Source organism: Micromonospora sp. M71_S20 (genome assembly GCF_003664255.1).
GTDB lineage: Bacteria > Actinomycetota > Actinomycetes > Mycobacteriales > Micromonosporaceae > Micromonospora.
This window is the reverse complement of sequence record NZ_RCCV01000001.1, coordinates 1,268,149-1,292,800: the sequence shown is the minus strand read 5'-3', so window position 1 is coordinate 1,292,800 and position 24,652 is coordinate 1,268,149. Positions and strand designations below refer to the sequence as shown.

Sequence of the window (24,652 nt, the reverse complement as noted above, 5' to 3'; positions counted from 1 at the left end):
CCGCCTCCCGTCCCGCCCGACGTGGTCCGCCTCCAGGCTATTGACCTGCCCGGCCGGCCGGTGCCGTTACCGCGATCCCGGCCGTCGGGAGCGCCCGGTGCCCGGGCTCAGTCGACCAGGGCGGAGTAGACGAGCTGGCGCAGCTGCGGCCGGATCGGGTAGGTGCTCGACGGCATGAGCTGGGTGAAGAACAGGGCCGTGACCTCCTCGGCCGGGTCGACCCAGAACGCCGTGCTCGCCACGCCGCCCCAGTAGTACTCGCCGGGGCTGCTCGGCACCCGGCTCGGCACGGGGTCGTCGACCACGGCGAAGCCCAGCCCGAAGCCGATCCCTTCGAGGGTGGTCTCGGCGAAGCCACCGGCGGAGAGGGTCTCCAGGTCCCGCCCGCCGGGCAGGTGGTTGCGGGTCATGAAGCGCACCGTGCGCGGCCCCAGCAGGCGTGCCCCGTCCAGCTCGCCGCCGCGCAGCAGCATCTGGGTGAACCGGTGGTAGTCGGCGGCGCTGGAGATCAGGCCGCCGCCGCCGGAGAGCAGCAGCGGCTTCTCGTACGCCAGGGCGCCCAGCTTGTCGTAGCGGAACGCGCGACCGGTGCGCGGGTCGGGCGCGTAGAGGGCGGCGAGCCGGTCGGCGGCGTCGCCCCCGGCCCACCAGTGCGTGTCGGTCATGCCCAGCGGGCGGAAGATCCGGTCGGCGAAGAAGGCGTCCAGGCTCTGCCCGGAGACCACCTCGACCAGCCGGCCGAGCACGTCGGTGGCGACCGAGTAGCCCCAGGCGGTGCCGGGCTGGAACAGCAGCGGCAGCTCGCCGAAGGCCTGGCAGGCCGTCGCCAGGTCGACGTCCGCCGGCGGGTACAGGTCGTAGCCGGCGGCCCGGTAGATGGTGTCGACCACCGAGGTCTGCATGAAGCCGTACGTCAGGCCGGCGGTGTGGGTGAGCAGGTGCCAGACCCGGATCGGTTCGACCGCCGGCACCGTGTACGGCTTGAGGGCCGAGCCCTTGGAGTAGACCCGCATGTCGGCGAACTCGGGCAGCCACCGGCTGATCTCGTCAGTCAGCTGGAAGCGGCCCTCCTCCCACAGGATCATCGCGGCGACGGAGGTGACGGGCTTGGTCATCGAGTAGATGCGCCAGAGCGTGTCCGCCTCGACGGGCCTGCCCGCCTCCGCGTCGCGCAGCCCGTACGTCGAGGAGTGGGCGATCTCGCCACGGCGGGTGACCAGCACCTGCCAGCCGGCGAGGCGACCGTCGTCGACGTACCTGCCGAAGTGCTCGTCGATGCGCGCCAACCGCGCCGGGTCGAAGCCGATCTGGTCCGGGTCGATGCTGCGTGCCACACTCACGCCGCCGAAACTACTAGCCGGTACGCCTCGGTGGAAGGGCCGCCGGCCGTTGTCCCACCCCCTCGGTAGCCTGGTCCGATGCCCGAGCTGACCGAGGACGAGAGCTTCCGCAACGAGGACTGGTACGGCGAGGAACTGGTGGACCGGCGCTTCGTCCGGTGCGAGTTCTTCCACGTCGACCTGACCGAGGCGGTGAGCCGGGGCGCGGTCTTCGACGGCTGCACCTTCGGCAACGTGAAGTTCAACGCCTCCCGGCACACCGACTCGGCGTTCACCCGCTGCATCTTCCAGCGGTGCAACTTCTTCGAGGCGGAGTTCACCGGCTGCAAGCTCGTGGGCAGCACCTTCGCCCAGTGCGACCTGCGGCCGCTGACGGTCGCCGGCGGCGACTGGTCGTTCGTCGCGCTGCCCGGCGCCGACCTGCGCGGGGTCCGCATCACCGACGTCCGGATGCGGGAGGTGGATCTGACCAGGGCCAACCTCACCGGGGCCACGGTCACCGGCGTCGACCTCTCCGCCGCGCAGCTGCACAGCTCCCGGCTGTCCGGGGCCGACCTGCGCGGCAGCGACCTGACCGCGCTCGACCCGACGGTGGTGGAGCGGGCCGGGGCGATCGTCGACCCCGGGCAGACCGTGGTGATCGCGCAGGCGCTCGGCTTCGAGATCCGCTGAGAAAAGCCGACGCGGGTTGTCCGGATTGCCTGCCAGGCTGGGCCCCATGGCATGGTGGTCAGATCTCGTCCGGGACGAGCCCGGCTTCGCCGAGCGCGTCCGGGCGCGCTTCGCGGTACGCAAACACGGCACGATGGCGACGCTGCGCCGGGACGGCTCGCCCCGGATCAGCGGCACCGAGTTCGACTTCGACGGCGGGCACCTGCGACTGGGCAGCCTGCCCGGCGCGGTCAAGGCGCTCGACCTGCGCCGCGACCCACGGGTGGCGCTGCACTGCCCGACGGAGGACACTCCGGCCGACGCCCCGGGAGCCTGGGGCGGCGACGCGAAGATCGCCGGGCGGGCGCACGAGGAGCCTCCGGGCGAGGACGGCTCGCACCGGTTCCGGATCGAGTTGACCGAGGTGGTGCTGACCCGGGTGGGCGACCCGCCGGACCACCTGGTGATCGAGAGCTGGCATCCCGGCCGGGGTCTGCGCCGCCGCCGGCGGGACTGAGCCGACCGCCGCAGGACCCGCGACCGTGGTCCTGATCGATGTCCGCTACGGTCCGGTGACGAACTGGACACGCCCGTCCGTCCGGCGCGACGGACGAGGCGGTGCGGGCGCGGGCCGCCGCCCACAACGGACGCCCGCGTCCGGCCGGGGCCGGTGGGGAGTGGAGGGTCGGTGGCGGAGGAAGACCTCACCCGACAGCACATCCGGTCGTCGAGGTACGGCCGCCGGGACGGCGAGCCGGCAGCCCCGCCCGGGACGCCGCACCCGCCCCCGCCGCAGGCCGGGCACACCCGCACCGACCTGCGGCGGCTGGCCCGGGCGCGGCGGCGCCGCCGGTGGGCCGTCGAGGGGATCGCCGTGGTCGCCTGCCTGGTCGCCCTCGTGTCGTACCTGACCGCCGGCGACCCCGAGCCGGACGGCGAGAACGCCGGCGGCGTACCGGCGGGCGCCGGCCGGCCGAGCGGCTTCCCCGGGCTGGAGGGGCGCGACCTCGACGCCGGCCTGGTCTCGCCCGGGCTGCGGCCCCGGCAGCGTCCGCCGAGCCCGTCCCCGGCGCCACCGACGCCGTCGACGTCCGCGCCGCCGGTGCGGGCGGTGCTCGCCGCCAGCATGACCGAGGCGCCGGGCGAGGTGGACCTGACCACGGTGGGCCGCCGCGACTGGGTCCACTGGGGCCTGCGCGGCGCGGAGTCGGCGGTCCGCAAGCGCGGCGGCTCCGGCGAGATCCGCGACGAGGGCGGCACCGGCCGGCGGGGCGGCTGGGACGACAACCAGGAGAGCTTCAGCTGGCGCGACGGCAGCCCGGTGGCGTCGGTGAGCGGCTCGCCCCACGGGGTCTACCGGTGCGGCGCCGGCAGCCGCTTCACGCTCGCGGTCGCCGCCGACGGCAGGGCGCGCACCGTCCGGCTGTACGGCGGGGTGTGGATGGCGCGGGGACGGCTGGACGCCCGCCTCTCCGTCGGCGGCCCGAGCCGGACCCTGCGGATCGAGGACCGGCACACCAGCCGGTCCACCGAGTTCACGATCCGGTTCCAGGCGCCGAAGGGCAGCCGGCTGGTGCTGACCTGGACGGTGGAGCAGGCGTTCAGCGACGACTGCGGCAACGTCGGCGTCCAGGCGGTCGCCCTGCGCTGACGCGGGTCTCCGGGCGGCCTCGTTCGCCCGGCGACCGGCCGCTGCCCGGAGTAGCGTGGTCGCGACGACCGGGTGCGCGAGGGCGAACGGGAGGGCCGATGGGCGAGCAGGTGCTGGACAGTCCGCAGGGCTGGGTGGCCGACCACATCCGGCGGTACGTCGAGACCGACGGCGCCGAGGGGCACGAGTGGCGGCCCGGCGTCTTCACCCTGCTGCTGACCACCCGGGGCCGGCGCAGCGCAAAGCTGCGGCGCACCGCGCTGATCTACGGCCGCGACGGCGACGCCTACCTGGTCGTCGCCTCGCAGGGCGGCGACCCCAGGCACCCGGCCTGGTACCTCAACCTGCTCGACGAGCCGCTGGTCGAGGTGCAGGTGGGCGCCGAGCGGTTCACCGCGCGGGCGCGGACCGCGACGGCGGAGGAGAAGCCGCGCATGTGGTCCACGATGGCCGCCATCTGGCCGGCGTACGACGAGTACCAGGCGAAGACCGACCGGGAGATCCCCGTCGTCGTGCTCGAACGCGCCTGAGCGGGAGCACCCCGCCGTCGTTACCTGACGGGTAATCGACGCCGGGGGCGTGCCGGCGGAAGACTCGGCGTACCGCCCCGGTCGTCCGGCCGGGCGGACCGGCTCCCGGGAGGCACCATGCCCGCGTTCGCGCTCGCCCACCTGCACGACACCCCGGTCAACGAGGACATCCTCACCTACATCGAGCGCATCCAGGCCACGCTGGACCCGTTCGGCGGCCGGTTCCGGGTGCACGGCGCCGAGGTGGAGGTCAGGGAGGGCGACTGGCCGGGCACCGTGGTCGTCATCGAGTTCCCCGACCTGGACCGGGCCCGCGCCTGGTACGACTCGCCGGCGTACCAGGAGATCCTGCCGCTGCGCACCCGGCACATCCCGGGCGCGGCGCTGATCGTCGACGGCGTCGGGTCCGACTACGACCCCCGCCGGACGGCCGCCCGGCTGCGGGCGCGGGCGGCCGGCTGACCGGCGGCTCCGCCCCGAGGACGGTCCCGCCGCGGGCTCCGTGTCCACCTCGCGGGACAGTTTGTCCGTCGCGTTGCGTCAAGCCTGTCGTAACTTTCTGCTGTCCATCTCCGACAATCCCCTGTGGAGGCTTGACCGATGAGCAGCGTCACCACCCGCACCGTCCGCCCGGCCGCCTCCCGGGGCGCCGGGGAGTCGTCCGGGGAGGTGCTCCGGGACATTCCGCTGCCGCCGTACGTGACCGTCGAGGACGCCCAGTTCGCCGTGCGGGCGGTCGTGGTGCACGCGCCCAGGCTCTGGTCCGGCGGGACGGTCTGCCGCAACGACGCCAGCCCGCACCCGTGCCGGCTGCACCGCTGGGGCACCCGGGTGCTGGCGCAGCGCGGCCTGCGTCCCGCCGAGATCGCCGCGCTGATCGAGCGCGGCGACCCGGCGGCCGAGATTCCGCACCGCCCCGGCGCCTGAGCGCCGGCGGGGCCCCCGCACCGGGCCCCGCCGGCCCGTCAGCAGGCGTTCGGCTTGACCCAGGCGCACTCCAGGCCCTCCGGGACCCGGGGGGCGTCGGGCGCCGTCGGGGCCGCGACCCGCGCGCCGCTCACGCCCTTGGCCGTGTACGAGGCCAGGGCGATCGCGATCTGGTCCTCCAGCGTCTTCACCGAGGAGGCCAGGTAGTTGTTGAGCAGGATCGAGAACGCCAGCACCCGCCCGTCGGCGTCGGTGACGTAGCCGGAGAGGCCGGAGACGCCGGTCAGGCTGCCGGTCTTGGCGTGCACGTTGCCCGCCGCCGCCGTGCCCCGCATCCGGCTGCGCAGCGTCCCGCCGACGAACCGGTCCGCCTCGCCGGCGACCGGCAGGGCCGCGTACCAGGTGTCGAACCAGGGCTCGTCGCGCACGGCGGTGAGCAGGTCCACGAACTCGTCGGCGGGGATGAGGTTGCGCCGGGAGAGCCCCGAGCCGTCCCGCTGGCGCAGCGTGCCGGTGTCCATCCCGACGTCGGCGACGTACTCGCTGATCGCGGCCAACCCGGCCGACCAGGTGCCGGAGCCGGAGAGCACCCGGCCGATCTCCTTGGTCAGCACCTCGGCGTGCCCGTTGTTGGACAGCTTGAGGAACGGCACCATCAGCTCGGCCAGGGGCATCGAGTGGTGCCGCGCCACCTCGGCCGCGCCCTCCGGGGTGGCCTGGCCGGGCACCGTCCGGCCGAGCACCCGTACGCCGTGCCGGCGCAGCGCCGACCGGAAGACGTCGGCGGCGTAGCCGGTGGGCTCCCAGACGCTGACCCAGTCGCTCGCCGGCGCGGCGCCGAGCGCGATCTGCCCGGTCACCACGACCGTGTTGCTGCCGTGCGCGCGCTCGAAGGAGACCGACGTCTCCCCGCCGGCGACCGTCTCGGCCCGGTTGTCGATCTTCAGGTACCGGGTGGCCGGGGTGGTGGTGACGACCGGACGCGCGCCGGCGCTCGCGCCGGGGGCGGCGTGGACGATGACGGTGCCCGCGTCGTAGTCGGTGTCCGGTGCCACGGTCAGGGCGGAGACCTGCGCGGCGTAGTAGTACGGCTCGTCGTCCCAGGTCCAGTCGGGGCCGAGGCGGGTGCTGTCGTAGCGGGTGTCGTCGGCCACCAGGTTGCCGGTGACCACCCGGACGCCCGCGGCGGCGACCTGCGCGGCCAGCGCATCGTAGTCGGCGGCCAGCATGGTCGGGTCGCCGCCGCCGCGCAGGTAGAGATTGCCGGAGACCAGGCCCGCCCGGCGGGCGCCGCTGGTGCGCACCTCGGTGCTGAAGCGGTGGCCCGGCCCGAGCAGTTCCAGCGCCGCCGCCGAGGTCAGCAGCTTGGTGTTGGAGGCGGGCACCAGGCGCCGGTCGCCGTTGCGGTGGTAGACCGTCTCCCCGGTCGTCGCGTCCTTCACCACCACCGAGGTCTGCGCTCCGGCCAGCCGGCTGTCGGCGAGGATCGCGTCGATGGTGGCGTTCAGCCGGGTCGCCGCGGGGGTCGGGGACTCGGCGGTGGCGGTGGGCGCGCCCGCCGTGGCCGCGGCGGCGACCAGCGCCACCAGCGCGAGCGTCCGGGGGAAGAGACGACGATGCATGGGGTGATGCTGCCATGCAGGTATCTGCCAGGAAAGACCGTCGATGGAAAGAAATTTTCCGTGGGCCCGGCGGGCTGTGACCGGCGAGACGCTTCCGGCGGGCAGCCGGGCGGGCCCGCCGGTGTTGTACCCGGCATGGACGAGCGCTCCGTCGACGTGCTGGTGATCGGGGCCGGGCAGGCCGGGCTCTCCGCCGGCCACCACCTGGGCCGCGCCGGGTTCGCCCCCGGGGACGGCTTCGTGGTCCTCGACGGGGGCGACGGGCCGGGCGGGGCGTGGCGGCACCGCTGGCCCACGCTGCGACTCGACCGGGTGCACGGCTTCCACGACCTGCCCGGTCTGCCCTTCCCGGTGGCCGGGCCCGACCGGCCGGCGGCCGAGGTGGTCAGCGCCTACTTCGCCGCGTACGAGCATGAGTTCGACCTGCCGGTGCGGCGCCCGGTGCGGGTCCGGGAGGTGCGCGACCGGCCCGACGGCCGGCTGGCCGTGCACACCGACCACGGTTCCTGGACCACCCGTGCCCTGGTCAACGCCACCGGCACCTGGACGCGGCCGTTCTGGCCGCACTACCCCGGCCGGTCGACCTTCCGGGGCCGGCAACTGCACACGGCCGACTACCGGGGACCGGCGGAGTTCGCCGGCCGGCGGGTCGTGGTGGTGGGCGGCGGGACGTCGGCCGTCCAACTGCTCGCCGAGGTCTCGACCGTGGCCGCCGGCACCACCTGGGTGACCCGGCGCCCACCCGACTTCCGCGACGAGGAGTTCACCCCCGAGCGGGGGCGCGCGGCGGTGGCCCTGGTCGACGCGGCGGTACGCGCGGGCCGGCCGCCGGCCAGCGTGGTCGGGGTGACCGGGCTGCCGCTCACGCCGGAACTGCGCCGGCTGCGCGAGCGCGGCGTGCTCGACCGGTTACCCGTCTTCGACCGGATCACGCCCGACGGGGTGGCCTGGGACGACGGGCGGTTCGTGCCCGCGGACGTGATCCTGTGGTGCACCGGCTTCCGGGCCGCGCTGGACCATCTCGCGCCGTTGCGCCTGCGCGCGCCGGGCGGCGGTATCACGATGGACGGCACCCGCGTGGTCGCCGACGAGCGCATTCACCTGATCGGGTACGGCCCGTCGGCGAGCACGATCGGCGCCAACCGGGCGGGCCGCGCGGCGGTACGCGACATCCGCGCCCGACTCGCCCCGGCCGGCGCCGCGCACTGACCCCGCTCTATTTGACGGATCCCCCGACAGGGGGCACCGTAGGCCGTGGAGGGGCCCTGAGCTGCCCCGAAGCGCGACGGCGATGTGCGTGTCGCCCTTCCATCGCCTCCCACGTGTGCTCGCCCGCGGGCCGAACCCCGGTCCCGCACCGCGAATCCGAGAATCCACGAGGAGTTCCGCCATGCTCACCATGACCGACAACGCCGTGCTGGTCATCCGAGATCTCGCCAACCAGCAGGACGTCGCCGAGGACGGCGGAGTGCGGATCGCCGCCGACACCGACGCGGGCTCGCTCACCGTCGAACTGGTCGCCGAACCGGCCGACGGCGACCACGTGGTCGACAACCAGGGCGCCCGCATCTTCCTGGACTCCGACGCCGCCGAGCTGCTCGGCGACGCGTCGGTGGACGCGAGCGTCGACGACGAGGGCATCGTGCAGTTCGGGTTCACCGAGAAGCAGTGACGGCGGGGCGCCGCCTCCCCGCCGGTGCCCGGCGGGGAGGCGCTCAGCCGGCCCGGCGGGTCTCCCCGTTGCGGTGCCCTCGGGCGGGTCGGCCCCGCTCCGGCGGCGCCTGATCGGAGCGCCACGGCCCCGGCCGGGACTCCCGCCCCGGCTGGGGCAGCGAGGCCAGCACGTGCGCCAGGTGGTGCGAGGTGCTCCACGCCGCCCAGTTGCTGGCGGACCCGGCGCCGGCACCCCGGCGGGCGCGCCGCAGGATCTCGTGGTCACCCCAGGAGAAGGCCGCGCCCGTGGCCGGCCAGTGCGGCGCCGAGACCACGGTGCGGCACAGGTCCGCGAACCGGTCGTCGCCGCGTCCGCCCCGCCGCGACCAGCGGTACACCCACCAGGCGCCGTCGGTGGTGTAGCGGACGGTGGGCAGCCGGTCGCCCGACCGGTCGGCACCGGGCACCGCGGTGCCGACGCCGTAGTCGCCGTACCCGACGCCGAGGTCGGCCAGCCGCTGCCAGAGCTGCCAGTCCCAGCGGTCGAGGCGCACCGGTTCGTCGGTGGGCAGGGCGGACACCGCCGGGGGCATCCCGCCCGCCGCCACGCTCACGGAGCACCAGGCGTGCCGGCGGGCCCACTCCAGCAGCCGGCGGACCCGGGGCTCGGCCACCCGCACGTCGGCCCGGCAGCACACGTCGCCCGCGTCGAGGAGCAGGTCGCACTGCTCGGGCACCAGGCCGGTGAACCGCCAGACCCGCTCCGCCGCCGCCGTGGCCGCGTCCGGGCCGGCCCGGTCGTGGCCGACCCGCAGCCGGACGACCGCCCGCTGGGCGTGGGCCCGGGCCGCGGCACCGTGCGCCACCAGGCGCCGGTCACTGTCCGCGAGCCCGATCACCGGCACCAGCGGTACGCCCCAGCGGACCAGTTCGGCCTCCGGGGCGTCGGGCAGGCCGGTGACGTCGACGGCCGTGAGCAGCCCGGCGGGCAGCCGACGCAGCACGTCCAGCGTGAACCGGTCGAGGACGGACACCTGGAGGACCGGGGCGAGCAGGGGGGCGACGACGTCGTCGAGATGACCGAGCGCCTCCAGCTCACCCCGCCGGTTGGCGAGGATGGGGCGGTAGACCGGTTCCGCCGCCCGGCCCCGGTGGGCGGGCACCATACCCCAATGTAGCCAGACATCGGTGTCGGTCACAGGGCCGACCGGCCCGTCCCGCCTGCCGGGGCGTGCGGCACCCGTCGGCGACGGCAGCTCGCCGGGACGGTGCCAGTCGCTCGCGCCCCTGCCGCCAGCCCCGGGCCGGGCCCGCTCGCCGCCTGCCGCAACGGCGTCGCCGCCGTCCCGCGTGCCCGCAACGACGACGCCGCCGCCCCGCACTGGGCGGGACGGCGGCGGTACCGGCAACGGATCAGTCGTCGCCGTCGTCCGAGTCGTCGTCGTCGTCGTCATCGTCGTCGTCCCGGTCGTCGTCGTCATCGTCGTCGACCGGCTCCTGCTCGGCCTTGACCACCGTGCCGTCGCCCCGGTCGACGTCGATCTCGTGCTCGGTCTGCCCGGCCACGATCTCGACGCTCCACACGGCCCGGCCGTCCTCGTCCTCGCGCTCGACCTCGACGATCTTGCCGCCGCCCGCCCGGGCCAGCGCGATCTCGCCGGCCCGCTGCTCGGTCACCGCGTCGTCGCCGGTGGCCGGCGCACCACTGCCCGACGGGGCCGGGGTGCCGCCGGTGGTCGGCGCGCCGCTCGTCGCCGGGGCGCTGCTCCCGGTGCCGCTCGGGGTGCCCGGCGTGGCCGGGGTCGTCGGGGCGGTGGTGGCGGCGGCCAGGGTGGTCGCCCGGGCCGCGCCGTTGTCGGCCGCCGCGACGCCGAAGGTCGCGCCGGTCACGGCCAGCACGGCCGCGCCGCCGAGCGACGCCAGCATCAGGGACTTGCGCTTCATCTCGTTCACCCTTCCTCGGTTGCTGGTTCCCAGGATCGCGCCGGCCCGGATAGCGCCACGCTGCCCGAACGCTAAGGCCGGGTTAAGCCTGTCCGGGCGCGGCCGGAGGACGGGTCAGGACGAGGGCGGGCCGAGTTCGAGGCGTACCTCGGCGCCGCCGGAGGGCGCGGTGTGCAGGGTCAGGCGGCCACCGCTGGACTGGGCGGCGCGGCGGGCGATGTCCAGGCCCAGGCCGGTCGAGCCGGCGGTGCTCGCGCCCCGGTCGATCGTGTTGGGCGGCATCCCCGGCCCCTCGTCGGACACGGTCAGCGCCGCCCGGCCCGCCTCCGCCGCCACCAGCCGGACGGCGAACGCGGTGCCGTCCGGAGTGTGCGCGAAGACGTTGCCGAGCAGGGCGTCCACCGCCGCCGCCAGCTCGTCGGCGGGCACGCCCACCGGCAGCGGTCCCGGCGCCAGGTCGAGCGTCACGGCCCGCCCGGTGTCCTCGGCCAGCACCGACCAGAACGCCACCCGCTCGGCCACCACGGCCGCCGCGTCGGCGCTTGCCGCCCCGGCCGTCGGCACCCGCCACCGGGCCTGTCGGATCAGGCCGGTCACCGCCCGCTCCAGCCCGTCCACGGCCGCGGTCACCCGGGCCGCGTCCTCCGGGTCGCGCAGCGACTCGGCCTCCAGGCGCAGCGCCGTCAGCGGGGTGCGCAGGCGGTGCGAGAGGTCGGCGACCTCCTCCCGCTCCTGCACCAGCAGCACCTGGATCCGGCCGGCGAGGTGGTTGAGGGCACCGGCCACCTCACGCAGCTCGCGCGGCCCGGCGGGCGTGACGCGCGCGGCCAGCTCCGCGTTCGCCAGCCGGTGCGACACCGCGGAGAGCTCACCGATCGGCCGGACGAGGGTGCGGGCCAGCCGGTCGGCGACGGCCAGCCCGATCAGCACCAGCAGCACGCCGAGCAGGGCCAGGGCCAGCCAGGACCGGGTCACCCCGGCGGTCAGCTCGGCGGGCGGGACCACCGTCCGGATCACGGCGGTGCCGTCCGGCCGGCCCTGCACGGCGATCACCACCTCCCGCCCCCGCCCGGACTCGGCGGTGAGGCTCTGCCCCCGGGCGGCCAGCGCCACGGCGGCCGTACGCGGGGCGGGGGCGCCGAGGACCGTGTCGTCGGGCAGGAACACCGTGACCGGCCGCGCGGACTCCGTGGCCAGCTGGTCGACGGTCAGCCGGATCGTCGCGGTGTCGGCGGTACCGACGACGGTGACGAGGCTCTGCGCGTCGGCCGTGGCCCGCACGGTGGCCCGGTCGGCCGCGACGGTACGCACCAGCAGCGCCAGCGGCACCAGGAAGGCGACCAGGGTGAGCACGCTGACCGCGGCGACCAGCAGCGCCAGCCGGGCCCTCATCCGGCGCTCCCCGGCGCTTCGAGCCGGACCCCGACGCCCCGCACGGTGTGCAGGTAGCGGGGCGCCTGCGCGCTCTCCCCGAGCTTGCGTCGCAGCCAGGACAGGTGCACGTCCACGGTCTTGTCGGCGCCGCCGTACGGCACCCGCCACACCTCGGCGAGCAGCTCCCGCTTGGTGACCACCTGGCCGGGCCGGCCCGCGAGGTGGTGCAGCAGGTCGAACTCGCGCGGGGTCAGCTCGACGGGCGCACCGTCCAGGGTGACCTGCCGCGACCGCGGGTCGACCCGCAGCCCGCCCACCACCAGCGCCGGGTCCTCCTCCGGGGCGGACCCGGTCCCGCGGCGGAGCACCGCCCGGATCCGCGCGTCGAGCTGCGCGGCCGTGAACGGCTTCACCACGTAGTCGTCCGCCCCGGCGTCGAGCACCCGGACGATCTCGGTCTCGTCGTCGCGGGCGGTGGCGACGATGACCGGCACGGCGCTGACCGCGCGGAGCATCCGCAGCAGCTCGCGGCCGTCCAGGTCGGGCAGTCCCAGGTCCAGCACCACCAGGTCGGGCCGGTCGTCGAGCGCGTCGCGCAGGCCGGTCATCGCCGTCGAGGCGGCGGCCACCGCGTGCCCCCGTTCGCGCAGTGCCCGCAGCAGCGGCGTACGGATCGTCAGGTCGTCCTCGATGAGCAGCAGGCGGGCCACAGGTGGCAGGCTAGCCGCCACCCGACGCGCCGGCCCGGACGTTAACCCTCCCTTAGCCCTGTGCGGGGCTCGTCCCAACCTCGGATCGGGGAGACTCGGGGCATGCGCCGCCGTTCGTTCCTCGCCGTCGTCGGGTGGCTGGCCACCGCCGTCGTCGCCACCCTGATCGGGGTGGCCGCGATCCGGTGGGTGGGGGAGAGCATCGCCGGCACCCCGGGCGGAGTGCTCAGCCAGGAGGAGATCGAGCGTGCCCTGGCCTCGCCCGGGCCCACCACCCCCGGGGTCGGCGCGCCGTCGTCGCCGTCGGCGAGCGGGACCGGCGGGCCGTCGTCGCCGGGAGCGACCGGCTCGGCCCCGGCGGGAGCACGTCGGGCCTTCGCCACGACCGGTGGCAGCGCGGTGGCCGAGTGCGGGCCGGACGGGGTGCGGCTGGTCTCCTGGACGCCCGCCCAGGGCTACCGGGTCGCGGACGCGGAGCGGGGGCCGGACGACGACGTGGAGGTCGCCTTCGCCGGCCCGTCCGGGGAGTTCGAGCTGAAGCTGCGTTGCGTGGGCCTGGAGCCGGTGGCGGTCGAGGACGACGACTGAGCCGGGGAACGAGCGCGCGGCGCCGTTCGGATCCCGGGGATCGGAACGTCGCCGCGCTCTGGCCGTCTCCCACCACCGCAGCCGTACGGCGGTACGCCGGCGGGGACCTGGCTCGACCGGCCACCGTGCGCCGGCTACTCACTCGATCCCCGTCCACCGGGGATCGAAACCCCGCACGAGTGGCGAATTCCACCATCTGCGAGTCCCGGCGTGCCGTCGGGCCGCAGCGGGTATGTGCGTCGGCATGGAGCATTTCACTATCGCGACCGTCGCCGAGAAGAGCCCGGATTTCCGGCGGGTGCTGTGGACCGGTGAGCACACCCAGCTGGTGATCATGACGATTCCGCCGGGTGGCGAGATCGGCGAGGAGGTCCACGAGGACATCGACCAGATCCTGACCTTCGTCAGCGGTACGGGCGAGGCCCAGGTGGCGGGGGAGAAGCGCGAGGTCGTGCAGGGCGACCTGGTGGTGGTGCCGGCCGGCACGAAGCACAACTTCGTCAACACCGGCCCCAACCCGCTGGTGCTCTACACGGTCTACGGCCCGCCCGAGCACGCCGACCAGGCGGTGCACCGGACCAAGGAGGAGGCCGACGCCGCCGAGGCCGCCGGCGAGGACGAGCCGCCCACCTCCTGACCCTCGGTGCCGCCTGAGGCGGCCGGAAGGGGGTACCCGCAGCGGGTGGACCAACTGGCGATCTCCGACTACGGGTTCCTCTCCGACTGCCGTTCGGGCGCCCTGGTCGGTCGGGACGGCTCGATCGACTGGTGGTGCCCGGACCGGTTCGACTCCCCGTCGGTCTTCGGCCGCCTCCTCGACACGGAGGCCGGCCACTGGCGGCTGGCGCCCACCGCCGCCGGGCTTCCCGGGCACCGGGTCGAGCGGTCGTACGTGGCCGACACGCTGGTGCTGCGCACCGTGCACCACACGCCGGAGGGGAGCGTCGCGGTCACCGACGCGCTCGCCGCCGAGTACGGCGCCCGTGGCCACCAGCTGGGGATGAACTCCCCGGCGGTGCTGCTACGGGTCGTGGAGGGACTGGCCGGGCGGGTGCGGATGTCGCTCGACTTCCGCCCCCGCCCGGAGTACGGCCTGCTCACCCCGTACCTGCACGAGCAGCCCGACGGCGGGGTGCTGGCCGCGGCCGGCCCGGTGGTGCTGACCCTGCACGCCGGCGGGATCCCGCCGCACGTCGACTCCGACCGGGTCCGGCAGGAGTTCGAGGTCTCCGCCGGGCAGGTGGTCGGCTTCGACGTGGCGTACGGGCCGGCGTACGGGACGGCGCCGGCCCGGCTGGAGCCGGTCGCCGCGCTCGCCGAGACGGTGCAGGCCTGGCAGGCCTACCGCGAGTCGCACCACTACGACGGCCGCTACCCGGATCAGGTCCGGCACAGCGCGACCGTGCTCACCGGCCTCACGTACGCCCGCAGCGGCGCGGTGGCCGCGGCCCTGACCACGTCGCTGCCGGAGCGGATCGGCGGCGACCGCAACTACGACTACCGCTACTCGTGGCTGCGCGACTTCGCCATGACGCTGCGCGCCCTCTGGGTGGCCGCCTGCCCGTCCGAGGCGTCCCGGCTCTTCGCCTGGGCGGCCCGCTCGATCGGCCGGGTCGGCCCCGACCCCGTGCCGGTGCTCTTCGGCCTGGAGGGGGAGCGGGACGTCTCCGAGCACGAGTGCGCCCACCTGCGCGGCTACGGCGGCAGCCTGCCGGTGCGGGTCGGCAACGACGCCTGGCGGCAGCGGCAGCTCGACGTGCCGGGCGAGGTGCTCTCGGCGGTCTGGCAGTTGCGCGACCACCTGGGGGAGGCGTTCGACACGGAACTGCGCGAGATGGTGCTCGGCCTGGCCGAGCAGGTGGCCGCCACCTGGCACCTGCCCGACCGGGGGATCTGGGAGACCCGGGACACCGACCGGCACTACCTCACGTCGAAGGTGCTCTGCTGGGTGGCGCTGGACCGGGCGGTGCGGCTCGCGCCCCGGCTCGGCGACCGGGCCGACCCCCGGCGGTGGGCGACGATCCGCGACGAGATCCGGGCCGCCGTGCTGCGCGACGGCTGGCACGAGCGGATTGGCGCGTTCGGCGGCGCGTTCGGCTCGCCGGAGCTGGACGCCTCCGTGCTGCTGCTGCCGCGGGTGGGGTTCCTGCCGGCGACCGACCCGCGGATGCGCGCCACCATCGAGGCGGTCGAGCGCGGGCTGGGTGCCGGCGACGGACTCGTCCGTCGCTGGGACACCGACCCGGCGGGCTTCCTGCCCTGCTCGTTCTGGCTGGTGGAGTGCCTGGTCATGGCCGGTGAGCTGGGCCGGGCCGAGGCGCTCTTCGAGCGGCTGCTCGGGCACGCCAACGACATCGGCCTGTTCAGCGAGCAGATCGACCCGCGCTCCGGCGCGCAGCTCGGCAACACCCCGCAGGCGCTGTCGCACATCGGCCTGGTCAGCGCCGCCTGGCGGCTGACCGACCCCGGCACGGACTGACGGCGGCGCGGGGGAGGGGCTGTCGGGTCAGGCGGGCAGCACCGGCACGTCGGTGACGTCCACCGTCTCCGGGTACTTCACGCCGGCGCCGGTGTTGAGCACCACCACGCGTTCGCCGGCCCGGATCCAGCCGCCGGCGCGCAGGTGCCGGGCGGCGGTCAGGCAGGCGGCCCCCTCCGGGCAGAGCAGCAGCCCCTCGCGGGCGGCGAAGTCCCGCAGGTCGGCCAGGATCTCGGCGTCGTCGACGGCGATCGCGGTGCCGGCGCTGGCGCGCAGCGCGTCGAGGATCAGCTCGTCGCCGAGCGGGGCCGGCACGGTGATGCCGAACGCCACGGTGTGCGCGTCGGCCCAGGGCCGCGCCCGCTGCTCTCCGGCGGCGAAGGCGCGGACGATCGGCGCGCAGCCCGTCGACTGCACCGCGACCAGGCGGGGCAGCTTGTCCTCGATCCAGCCCAGCTCGCGCAGCTCGTGCAGCGCCTTGTGGATGCCGATCAGGCCGACCCCGCCGCCGGTGGGATAGATGATCACGTCCGGCACCTGCCAGCCGAGCTGCTCGACGATCTCGTACCCCATCGTCTTCTTGCCCTCGAGCCGGTACGGCTCGCGCAGCGTGCCGGCGTCGAAGATCGCGCCGCCAGAGCCGGCGACCAGCCCCGCGACGTGCCGCCCGGCGTCGCTGATCAGCCCGTCGACCAGGCGCAGGTCGGCCCCGGCGGCCACGCACTCGCGCCGGCAGATGGCCGGCGCGTCCAGCGGCATGACGATTGTCGCGCCCAGCCCGGCCCGCGCGGCGTAGGTGGCCCAGGCCGCGCCCGCGTTGCCGTTGGTGGGCATGGCGATGCGCGTCACGCCCAGCTCGCGGGCCCGGCTGACGCCCACCGCCGCGCCGCGCGCCTTGAACGAGCCGGTGGGGGTCAACCCCTCGTCCTTGACCATCAGGTCCGCGATGCCGATCTCCGCGCCGTAGGTCGGGGTGCGCAGCAGCGGCGTCCAGCCCTCGCCCAGCGTGGTCTCGTGCCGGGGGTCGGCCACCGGCAGCAGCTCGCGGTAGCGCCACAGGTCGGCCGGGCGCAGGGGGAACCGTTCCGGGGTGAGCACCTTCGCCACCGCCGCCAGGTCGTAGCGGGCCAGCAGCGGGGATCCGCAGTCGCAGAGGTTGGCCAGCTTGCCGGCGTCGTGCTCCCGCCCGCAGCGCGGGCACTCAAGGTGCGTCAGGTACACGATGCTCCTCGCCGTCTCAGCTCGTGTCTCGGCCGGCGTCGATGCTCAGCCAGCGCCGGCTGCGCCCGCCCGGCTCGTAGACCGAGTCCAGGCGCTTCGCCACCACTCCGGGCAGCCCCTGCTCCCGGCCGGTCCGCAGCGCCTCCCGGCCGGCACCGGGGAACCACGGCGGAGTCTGCCAGTGCGGGCCGGCGAGCGCCAGACCGTCGAGCAGCTCCCGGCGCTGCGCGTACGGCAGGTCGAGGCTGGTCACGCCCTCCATCCAGAGCAGATCGAAGATCAGGTACTGGGCGTCGGGGGTCCGGCGTCCGCCGCGCGCCGGGCGGACCCGGCCGGCGCGGTCGATGCGGACCAGGACGCCGTCCAGCACGGCCTCCGTGGGCGCCAGCTCCTCGGCCAGCTCCCGCAGCCAGGGGTACGTCCCGGAGACGTCCTCGTCGTCCTCCGCGAGCAGCCGCAGCCGACCACCCGAGACGTACGCGACCGCGCGCACCCCGTCCCAGCGCAGCTCGTAGCCCCACTGAGCCTCGTCCCCGGGCAGCTTCGCCGCGCGGGTGGGGTGCATCGGGCGGACCAGCTCCGGCATGCTCGTCCAGCCCTCCGGAGGCGGGTCGGTGCGCCGGACCATCCAGTCCCGCCCGCTCCTGCCGCCGGTGGCGAAGAGGACGTACCGCCCCGAGGTGCGCTCGCCGTCGAGCACCACGACCACCTCGTCGTCGCGCCACTTCTCGCACCGGTAGGTGCCCCGGTCGTGGACGGTCATCCGCCCGCCGCCGTACTCGCCGGCCGGGATCTCGCCGTGGAAGTCGAGGTATTCCATCGGGTGGTCCTCGGTGTGCACGGCGAGGTGGTTGCGACCGGTGTCGCGGGGCAGCCCGCGCGGCACCGCCCAGGAGGCCAGCACCCCCTCGTGCTCCAGGCGCAGGTCCCAGTGCAGGCTGCGGGCGTGGTGCTGCTGGATGACGAACCGGGCCGTGCCGTCGGCGGGCCGCTTCCTCCCCGGGGGACGCTTCGGCACCGGCTCGGGGGTGCGCGCCGCGTCCCGTCTGCGCCGATACTCCTCCAGCGGGTCAGCCACATCCGCATTCTCCGGCAATCCGCGCCGGCCCGCCGGCCGCCCGCGTGTCCGGTTCGGCGGGCATGGGGTAGGTCAGCAGGGGTAAGACCCGTGGCATGGACCATGACGAGCAGCCCACCGTTACGCTCCCCGGCGAGGTCCGGATGCCCCTGCTCGGCTTCGGCACCTGGCAGGCCACCGGCCAGGCCGGATACGACGCGGTGCTCGCCGCGCTCGACGCCGGCTACCGGCACGTCGACACCGCCACGATGTACGGCAACGAGGAGGAGGTCGGCCGGGCGGTCCGGGAGAGCGGGCTGCGCCGCGAGGACGTCTTCGTCACCACCAAGCTGCCGCCGGACCGGGTCGGGCGGGAGCGGGAGACCATCGAGGCCAGCCTGACCGCGCTCGGCACCGGCCACGTCGACCTGTGGCTGATCCACTGGCCGCCAACGAACCCCGGGGACAACATCCCCGTCTGGCGCGAGATGCTCGCCGCCCGGGACGAGGGGCTCGCGCGCGCGGTGGGGGTGAGCAACTACAGCACCGGCCAGATCGACGAGCTGATCCAGGCGACCGAGGAGAACCCGGCCGTCAACCAGATCCGGTGGAGCCCTTCGTTGTACGACCGGCAGCGGCACAGGGAGCACCGGGACCGGGGAGTGGTGCTGGAGGGTTACAGCCCGTTCAAGACCAGCGACCTGGCAAATCCCGTGCTGACCCGCATCGCCGCCGCGCACGACGTCTCCCCGGCCCAGGTGGTGCTCCGCTGGCATGTCGACCACGAGATCGTGGTCATCCCCAAGTCGGTGACCCCGGAGCGGATCCGCGTCAACGCCGACATCTTCCGCTTCTCGCTGACCGCCGAGGAGATGCGCGACATCGACGCCCTCGGCAACCCCTGACAGACCCTTCAAGGACCCCGGACCGAGCCCCGGTCCGGGGTCCGTCGTTGCCAAATTCCTTCAGCCTGAATAGGGGCGATGAAGGGTATCGACATAGATGCTCGTGACGATATACCGTGCGCGTCACCAGTTCATCGATGAGTCGGAACCCCTCCGCCCTTGTCTGAAGGAGCGCCATGAACGCGTCACGACCCGCCCGCCTCCCCCGACGCGGGGTGCTGGGCATGTCGGCCCTGGTGGCCACCGCGGTGGCCGTAGCCGCCAAGCCCGCCACGGCGAGCGCCGCGCCGCTCGCCGCGCCGAAGGCCGAGTGCCTCGCCGACCTGCTCGGGGAGTCCTGATGGCCACCATTCCCTGGCTGGTGGACGTCCTGCGGGGGGCGGGCGTCCAGGTCGTCACCCACGGCGACTGGGTCAACCGGATGCGTCCCGGCTCGTTCGACCCGATCGGTGTGCTCTGGCACCACACCGCCGCCACCTCCAGCGCCAGCAACCCGCACCCCGCTCTGAACATCTGCATCAACGGCCGGTCCGACCTGCCCGGCCCGCTCTGCCAGGCCCTGGTCGACTACCACGGCGTCTTCCACGTCATCTCCGCCGGGCGCTGCAACCACGCGGGCGTCAGCCGGGGCAGCGGGCCGATCCCCGCCGGCGACGGCAACACGCTGATGATCGGCTGGGAGATCGACTACAACGGCGTGAACCAGGAGATGACGGCGGCGCAGTACAACGCGTCGGTCGCCGCCACGGCCGCCGTGCTCAAGCGGCTGGGCAAGGACGCCAGCTACGCCCGGGGCCACCGCGAGACGAGCACCACGGGCAAGATCGACCCGTCCTTCATCGACCTGAACTCGATGCGCGCGGACGTGGCCGCGAAGATGGCGGGCGGCAGCACCTGGAGTGCCGTGGTGGACAACTCCACCGCCGGACGCTTCACCGCCAGCGCCAACTGGGGCACCTCGTCGTACTCGGCCCAGCGCTACGGGACCGACTACCGCTTCGCGGACCCGGTCGCCGCCAGCGACGCCGCCTGGTACAAGTTCAACGTCCCGGCGACCGCGAACTACCGGGTCGACGCGTGGTGGCCGGCCGTCAGCGGCTACAACTCCGCCACGCCGTACATCGTGTCCACCACCACCGGAAACCGGACGATCATCGTCGACCAGCGGATCACCGGTGGACAGTGGCGCACCCTCGGCACCTTCACGTTGCCGGCCGGGGACGCCAACCGGGTCGCGGTCAGCCGGTGGAGCTCGGCCCCCGGCCTGGTCATCGCCGACGCCGTCCGGCTCACCCGGATCTGACCCGGCCGGCCCTCTCACGCGCGACGTCCGCCGGGCACCGGGGTGGCCCGGCGGACGTCGCGTCCGGCGTTTCAGGAGCGCGTACAGGCCACTCCGTTGAGGGCGAAGCTCGTCGGCGACGAGTACGCGCCGCTCAGCGTGCCCTGGTAGCCGAAGCTGGCTGTGCCGCCCGGGGCGAGCGAGCCGTTCCAGCTGATGTTCCGTGCGGTCACCGCCGACCCGCTCTGGCTGACCGTGGCGTTCCACGCGCTGGTCACCTGCTGCCCGGCGGGCAGGTCGTAGGCCAGCGTCCAGCCGTTGACCGTACTCGACCCGGTGTTGGTGATCTGCACGTCGGCGGTGAAGCCGTTGCTCCAGGAGTTCGGCGTGTACTTCACCGCGCAGCCCGAGCCGCCCGGCGGCGGGGTGGTCGGCGGGGGAGTCGTCGGCGGCGGGGTGGTGGGCGGCGGGGTGGTCGGGTTGCCGCCACCGTTGACGGCGGCGCTGAACGAGGTCACGGCCAGCCCGGCGCCGCCCTGCCACGGCTCGAAGCCGGCCTGGATGCTGGTCAGGTACCAGGAGTTGGTGATCGCGCCCCGGTTGCGCGTGTCGTTGATGAACGCCAGCAGGTTCAGGTTCGCGCTGCTGATCGCCGACGGCGCCAGGTACGAGATGACGTTGTTCGAGCCGTTGCTGCCCCGCCACACCTCCCAGCTGCGCCCGTCGATGGTGGCGGTGCCGACCGGCGAGCCGATGGGCTGGATCGGCCCCTGCCGGTTGAGCCAGATCATGATCTCCATCTGGTTCACCCCGTCGCGCTTCGGCGAGGGGTCCAGCCAGATGTCGTACGAGGCGTTGTAGATGGCGTTGCTGACGTACCGGTAGGCGATGTTGCTCGTGGCGCTGCTGATCTGGCTGACCTGGATCGGCAGGTTGGTGCCGGGGGAGCAGTTGGTGTAGTGGCAGCCGAGGAAGACCGACGGGTACGCGGTCGGCGCGCCGTTGGTGGGGTTGCTGCCGTTCTGGGTGGTGATCTCGAAGCCGCTGTCGGTGACGTTGATGCACTGCTGGGCGGTGGTGCCCCAGCGGTTGTTCTGCACCACGTAGCGGCCCTGGATGGTGGTGGAGCCGTACTGCTCGCAGATCTGCGTGTCGGCGCTGGCGGTGCCGCCGAGGGCCACGGCGACGATCGAGCCGGTGGCGAGCAGCGCGGCTGCCGCGAGGGCCCGGAGTGGACGTTTCATGATGCTCCTTCGGCTTCGGCGCGGAACGCCGGACGGAGTCGGGCAGGGGCTCGGGAGCGCTCCCACAGCTTCTTCGACACATTTACATCTCTGAAACCGCAGCGCAACGGGGCTGGGGTATTAGAGAGGTAAGTGAGGTTTGTCACGCACGGACCGGTCGGCGGGCAGGTGATCCACCGAAGCAGCGGCGACGGCCGCCGAGGAATGTTTCGTCTGGGACGATTGACTCTGGTGTGTGCCGATTGCGCCGAGTAGTGTCTTGCCTCCAACGCGTGCCGAACCCCTCCGGAGGCGTACACCACCATGGGTGGCTCTCCCCTGCGCATCCTCGTCGTCGGCGCGGGCATCGCCGGCCTGGCCGTGGCCCGGGCGCTGCGGATGGCGGGCTACCGCCCCGACGTCACCGAGAGGCTGCCCCCGGGCGAGAACGCCGAGACTGGTCTCTTCCTGCCCGGCAACGCGGCCCGGGCGCTGTGCCGGCTCGACCTCCACGGGCCGGTACGCCCGCTCGGGCACGTCATCCACCGGCAGCGGTTCCTCGACGCGACCGGGGCGCCGCTCTGCGAGGTGGACCTCGACGCGCTCTGGTCCGGGGTCGGCGAGTGCCGGGCGCTGCCCCGGACGGAACTGCACCGGGTGCTGCTCACCGGCGCGGGCGGCGCCGTCCGCCACGGCACCGAGGTACGCGGCGTCGACCTGCTGCCGCACTCCGTCGGCGTCACCTTCGTCGACGGCACCGCCGCCGAGTACGACCTCGTCGTCGGCGCCGACGGGCCGCGCTCCTCGATCCGGGCCCTGGCCGCGCTCGGCGGCCCGCCCCGACCCGCCGGCCAGGTCGTCTACCGCGCGGTGGTGCGCGACGGACCCCCGGTCACCGAGTGGACCGCCCTGCTCGGCCAGCGCGCCGGCTTCCTGGTCGTGCCGATCGGCGCCGGGCGGCTGCACTGCTACGCCGACGAGGCCGGTACCGCTGCCCCGGCCGACCCGGCGGCCCGGCTGCGCGAGCTCTTCGGCGACTACGGCGGACCGGTGCCGGCCGTGCTGGAGGCGCTGGACCGGGTGCACGTCGGGGTCACCGAGGAGGTGGAGCTGGGCTGCTGGTCCCGGGGGCGGGTGCTGCTCGTCGGGGACGCCGCGCACGCCACCGCGCCGACGCTGTCCCAGGGCGCGGCGATGGCGCTGGAGGACGCCGTGGTGCTCGCCGAGTCCCTCCACGCGGCCGGCGGCGACGTCGAGGCGGCACTGGCGGCGTACGAGAGTCGTCGTCGCCCGCGTACGCGATGGGTGCGGGACCGGACCCGGGACCGCAACCGGACCCGGGACGTGCCGCCGGCGCTGCGCGACCCGCTGCTGCGCGGGCGCGGCGACCGGATCTTCGGCGAGCACTACCGGCTGCTGCTCGGCCCGCTGTAGCGGCCGGCGGTCGAGGGCCCCGTGGGCCGGGGTGGGGCAGGCTACCCGACCACCCCACGCGGCGCAGCCACCTGCCGGGGACTATCCTCCTTGCGGATGACGGCCCGCAGATAACCAGCGCGTGCCGAGCGGGACAACCCAGAACCGGAGGCCACTCGTGACCACCGTCGCACCCAAGCCGGTCGTGACCCGGCCCTGGCCGGTCCGAGCGCCGGTCAAGGGGTCGGCCATCGCGCGGCTGCTGCGTACCACGGACGCGAAGCAGATCGGGATCATGTACATGGTCACCGCGTTCGCGTTCTTCATGATCGGTGGCCTGATGGCCCTGATCATGCGGGCCGAGTTGGCCCGGCCCGGGCTGCAGTTCCTGTCGCCCGAGCAGTACAACCAGCTGTTCACCATGCACGGCACGATCATGCTGCTGTTCTTCGCGACGCCGATCGTGTTCGCCTTCGCGAACTACGTGGTGCCGCTGCAGATCGGCGCGCCCGACGTGGCGTTCCCCCGGCTGAACAGCTTCGCCTACTGGCTGTTCCTCTTCGGCGGCTCGATGACCATGGTCGGCTTCCTCACCCCGGGTGGCGCGGCCGACTTCGGGTGGACCGCCTACGCGCCGCTGAGCTCCGTCGAGCACTCGCCCGGCGTGGGCGCGAACCTGTGGGTCGTCGGCCTGGTCATCTCGGGTCTGGGCTCGATCCTGGGCGCGGTCAACGTGATCACCACGATCCTGACCCTGCGCGCGCCCGGCATGACGATGTTCCGGATGCCGATCTTCACCTGGAACATCCTGGTCACCGGTCTCCTGGTGATCCTGGTCTTCCCGCTGCTGGCCGCCGCGCTGATGGCGCTGGCCGCCGACCGGCTCCTGGGCGCCCACGTCTACGACCCCGCGACCGGCGGGCCGATGCTCTACCAGCACCTCTTCTGGTTCTTCGGCCACCCCGAGGTGTACATCATCGCGCTGCCGTTCTTCGGCATCATCTCCGAGATCATCCCGGTCTTCTCCCGTAAGCCGATCTTCGGCTACAAGGGCCTGGTCGCCGCGACCATCGCCATCGCCGGCCTGTCGATGAGCGTCTGGGCGCACCACATGTTCTCCACCGGCCAGGTGCTGCTGCCGTTCTTCAGCTTCCTGAGCTACCTGATCGCCGTGCCGACCGGTATGAAGTTCTTCAACTGGATCGGCACCATGTGGCGCGGCCAGATCAGCTTCGAGACGCCGATGCTCTTCTCGATCGGCTTCCTGGTCACCTTCCTCTTCGGTGGTCTCACCGGCGTGCTGCTGGCCAGCCCGCCGATCGACTTCCACCTGCACGACTCGTACTTCGTGGTGGCCCACTTCCACTACGTGCTCTTCGGCACGATCGTGTTCGCCGTCTTCGCCGGCATCTACTTCTGGTTCCCGAAGATGTTCGGCCGGATGCTCGACGAGCGGCTGGGCAAGGTGCACTTCTGGCTGACCATGATCGGCTTCCACACCACGTTCCTGGTGCAGCACTGGCTGGGCAACGAGGGCATGCCGCGCCGGTACGCCGACTACCTGCCCGGCGACGGCTTCACGACGCTGAACATGGTCTCCACCATCGGCGCGTTCATCACCGGCATCTCGACCCTGCCGTTCATCTGGAACTGCTGGAAGTCGTACAAGGCCGGCCCGGTGGTCGAGGTCGACGACCCGTGGGGTCACGGCAACTCGCTGGAGTGGGCGACCAGCTCCCCGCCCCCGCTGCGGAACTTCGACCGGATGCCGCGGATCCGCTCCGAGCGGCCGGCGTTCGACCTCAAGTTCCCCGAGCTGGCGGCCGGCGGCCAGAGCCTGGCCGGCCCGCCGGAGGGCGGCGCCAAGCCGCTGACCAGCGAGTCCGACGGCGGCGCCAGCTACCGCGAGGACACCGCGAGCGACGCCGACCGACGCTGACGCTCCACACCACGTACGACGGGCGCCACCCCACCCCGGGGCGGCGCCCGTCGGCGTTACGAGAGGTACGCCCCGCCGCAGCGGAACCCGGGCGCCGACGCTCCGGGCGGCGTGATCCCGCCCGTAGCCTGAGCGCGGACCTC

25 protein-coding genes are annotated in these 24,652 nt (G+C 74.1%); 16 read left to right on the top strand and 9 right to left on the bottom strand.

Annotation, left to right across the window (positions count from 1 at the left end; genetic code table 11):
* Window positions 1-107 precede the first annotated feature (107 nt).
* Entirely contained in the window at window positions 108-1,340 is a 1,233-nt protein-coding gene (locus DER29_RS05680) for a serine hydrolase (RefSeq protein WP_121396366.1), read from the bottom strand.
* A 78-nt stretch (window positions 1,341-1,418) separates the two neighbouring features.
* On the opposite strand from DER29_RS05680, the gene DER29_RS05675 reads away from it, so the two are divergent.
* The 6 genes from DER29_RS05675 to DER29_RS05650 all read left to right on the top strand — a co-directional run bounded on the left by DER29_RS05675 (window position 1,419) and on the right by DER29_RS05650 (window position 5,099).
* Window positions 1,419-2,012 carry a pentapeptide repeat-containing protein gene (locus DER29_RS05675; RefSeq protein WP_121396365.1) on the top strand — a complete coding sequence of 198 codons (594 nt, stop codon included), beginning with the start codon at window positions 1,419-1,421 and terminating at the stop codon, window positions 2,010-2,012.
* Window positions 2,013-2,058: 46 nt separating this feature from the next.
* On the top strand, window positions 2,059-2,508 hold the full coding sequence (locus DER29_RS05670) for a pyridoxamine 5'-phosphate oxidase family protein (protein WP_121396364.1): 450 nt from the start codon (window positions 2,059-2,061) through the stop codon (window positions 2,506-2,508).
* Between the two features lie 171 nt (window positions 2,509-2,679).
* A complete protein-coding gene (locus DER29_RS05665) occupies window positions 2,680-3,642 on the top strand; it encodes a hypothetical protein (protein WP_233599649.1) in 963 nt (320 codons plus the stop codon).
* 98 nt (window positions 3,643-3,740) lie between these two features.
* Window positions 3,741-4,172, top strand: a complete 432-nt coding sequence (locus tag DER29_RS05660; RefSeq protein ID WP_121396363.1) for a nitroreductase family deazaflavin-dependent oxidoreductase — start codon at window positions 3,741-3,743, stop codon at window positions 4,170-4,172.
* Window positions 4,173-4,289: 117 nt separating this feature from the next.
* A complete protein-coding gene (locus tag DER29_RS05655) occupies window positions 4,290-4,634 on the top strand; it encodes a DUF1330 domain-containing protein (protein WP_121396362.1) in 345 nt (114 codons plus the stop codon).
* A gap of 138 nt (window positions 4,635-4,772) precedes the next feature.
* A complete protein-coding gene (locus DER29_RS05650) occupies window positions 4,773-5,099 on the top strand; it encodes a hypothetical protein (protein WP_199729137.1) in 327 nt (108 codons plus the stop codon).
* 38 nt (window positions 5,100-5,137) lie between these two features.
* On the opposite strand, the gene dacB is transcribed toward DER29_RS05650, so the two are convergent.
* The gene (dacB, locus tag DER29_RS05645; RefSeq protein ID WP_121396361.1) at window positions 5,138-6,721 is read right to left on the bottom strand and encodes a D-alanyl-D-alanine carboxypeptidase/D-alanyl-D-alanine-endopeptidase; all 1,584 of its coding nucleotides are present in this window, start codon (window positions 6,719-6,721) and stop codon (window positions 5,138-5,140) included.
* 135 nt (window positions 6,722-6,856) lie between these two features.
* On the opposite strand from dacB, the gene DER29_RS05640 reads away from it, so the two are divergent.
* Both DER29_RS05640 and DER29_RS05635 read left to right on the top strand, forming a co-directional pair.
* Entirely contained in the window at window positions 6,857-7,930 is a 1,074-nt protein-coding gene (locus DER29_RS05640; protein ID WP_121396360.1) for an NAD(P)-binding domain-containing protein, read from the top strand.
* 181 nt (window positions 7,931-8,111) lie between these two features.
* Window positions 8,112-8,393 (top strand): adhesin, encoded by a 282-nt coding sequence (locus DER29_RS05635; protein ID WP_121396359.1) that lies wholly within the window; start codon window positions 8,112-8,114, stop codon window positions 8,391-8,393.
* A gap of 43 nt (window positions 8,394-8,436) precedes the next feature.
* Here the strand turns inward: DER29_RS05635 and DER29_RS05630 are convergent, their stop codons facing one another.
* The 4 genes from DER29_RS05630 to DER29_RS05615 form a co-directional block, all read right to left on the bottom strand.
* Entirely contained in the window at window positions 8,437-9,540 is a 1,104-nt protein-coding gene (locus DER29_RS05630; protein ID WP_199729410.1) for a hypothetical protein, read from the bottom strand.
* Between the two features lie 247 nt (window positions 9,541-9,787).
* Window positions 9,788-10,318, bottom strand: coding sequence for a PepSY domain-containing protein (locus DER29_RS05625; RefSeq protein WP_121399027.1), 531 nt, complete (start codon window positions 10,316-10,318; stop codon window positions 9,788-9,790).
* A gap of 114 nt (window positions 10,319-10,432) precedes the next feature.
* Window positions 10,433-11,710, bottom strand: coding sequence for a HAMP domain-containing sensor histidine kinase (locus DER29_RS05620; protein ID WP_121396358.1), 1,278 nt, complete (start codon window positions 11,708-11,710; stop codon window positions 10,433-10,435).
* A complete protein-coding gene (locus DER29_RS05615; protein ID WP_121396357.1) occupies window positions 11,707-12,402 on the bottom strand; it encodes a response regulator transcription factor in 696 nt (231 codons plus the stop codon). The genes DER29_RS05620 and DER29_RS05615 overlap by 4 nt, the downstream gene beginning before the upstream one ends.
* A gap of 102 nt (window positions 12,403-12,504) precedes the next feature.
* On the opposite strand from DER29_RS05615, the gene DER29_RS05610 reads away from it, so the two are divergent.
* From DER29_RS05610 to DER29_RS05600, 3 genes are all read left to right on the top strand, one after another.
* Window positions 12,505-12,990 carry a septum formation initiator gene (locus tag DER29_RS05610; RefSeq protein ID WP_121396356.1) on the top strand — a complete coding sequence of 162 codons (486 nt, stop codon included), beginning with the start codon at window positions 12,505-12,507 and terminating at the stop codon, window positions 12,988-12,990.
* Between the two features lie 244 nt (window positions 12,991-13,234).
* Window positions 13,235-13,627, top strand: coding sequence for a cupin domain-containing protein (locus DER29_RS05605; RefSeq protein WP_121399025.1), 393 nt, complete (start codon window positions 13,235-13,237; stop codon window positions 13,625-13,627).
* Window positions 13,628-13,672: 45 nt separating this feature from the next.
* Window positions 13,673-15,469 (top strand): glycoside hydrolase family 15 protein, encoded by a 1,797-nt coding sequence (locus DER29_RS05600; protein WP_121396355.1) that lies wholly within the window; start codon window positions 13,673-13,675, stop codon window positions 15,467-15,469.
* 27 nt (window positions 15,470-15,496) lie between these two features.
* Here the strand turns inward: DER29_RS05600 and DER29_RS05595 are convergent, their stop codons facing one another.
* Window positions 15,497-16,690 (bottom strand): threonine synthase, encoded by a 1,194-nt coding sequence (locus DER29_RS05595; RefSeq protein ID WP_121396354.1) that lies wholly within the window; start codon window positions 16,688-16,690, stop codon window positions 15,497-15,499.
* A 16-nt stretch (window positions 16,691-16,706) separates the two neighbouring features.
* Window positions 16,707-17,768, bottom strand: coding sequence for a DNA polymerase ligase N-terminal domain-containing protein (locus tag DER29_RS05590; protein ID WP_121396353.1), 1,062 nt, complete (start codon window positions 17,766-17,768; stop codon window positions 16,707-16,709).
* A 95-nt stretch (window positions 17,769-17,863) separates the two neighbouring features.
* On the opposite strand from DER29_RS05590, the gene DER29_RS05585 reads away from it, so the two are divergent.
* From DER29_RS05585 to DER29_RS05580, 3 genes are all read left to right on the top strand, one after another.
* Window positions 17,864-18,652: an aldo/keto reductase gene (locus DER29_RS05585; RefSeq protein WP_121396352.1), complete on the top strand. Its 789-nt coding sequence runs from the start codon at window positions 17,864-17,866 to the stop codon at window positions 18,650-18,652.
* A gap of 176 nt (window positions 18,653-18,828) precedes the next feature.
* Entirely contained in the window at window positions 18,829-18,993 is a 165-nt protein-coding gene (locus tag DER29_RS34465) for a hypothetical protein (protein WP_165947736.1), read from the top strand.
* Complete coding sequence (locus DER29_RS05580; protein ID WP_121396351.1) at window positions 18,993-19,955, top strand: N-acetylmuramoyl-L-alanine amidase; 963 nt, start codon at window positions 18,993-18,995, stop codon at window positions 19,953-19,955. The genes DER29_RS34465 and DER29_RS05580 overlap by 1 nt, the downstream gene beginning before the upstream one ends.
* Before the next feature lie 71 nt (window positions 19,956-20,026).
* On the opposite strand, the gene DER29_RS05575 is transcribed toward DER29_RS05580, so the two are convergent.
* The gene (locus DER29_RS05575) at window positions 20,027-21,178 is read right to left on the bottom strand and encodes a cellulose binding domain-containing protein (RefSeq protein WP_121396350.1); all 1,152 of its coding nucleotides are present in this window, start codon (window positions 21,176-21,178) and stop codon (window positions 20,027-20,029) included.
* Window positions 21,179-21,481: 303 nt separating this feature from the next.
* Between DER29_RS05575 and DER29_RS05570 the strand changes: the two genes are divergently transcribed.
* Window positions 21,482-22,591 (top strand): FAD-dependent monooxygenase, encoded by a 1,110-nt coding sequence (locus tag DER29_RS05570; RefSeq protein WP_121396349.1) that lies wholly within the window; start codon window positions 21,482-21,484, stop codon window positions 22,589-22,591.
* 157 nt (window positions 22,592-22,748) lie between these two features.
* A complete protein-coding gene (gene ctaD / locus DER29_RS05565; protein WP_121396348.1) occupies window positions 22,749-24,509 on the top strand; it encodes a cytochrome c oxidase subunit I in 1,761 nt (586 codons plus the stop codon).
* Window positions 24,510-24,652: the final 143 nt, after the last annotated feature.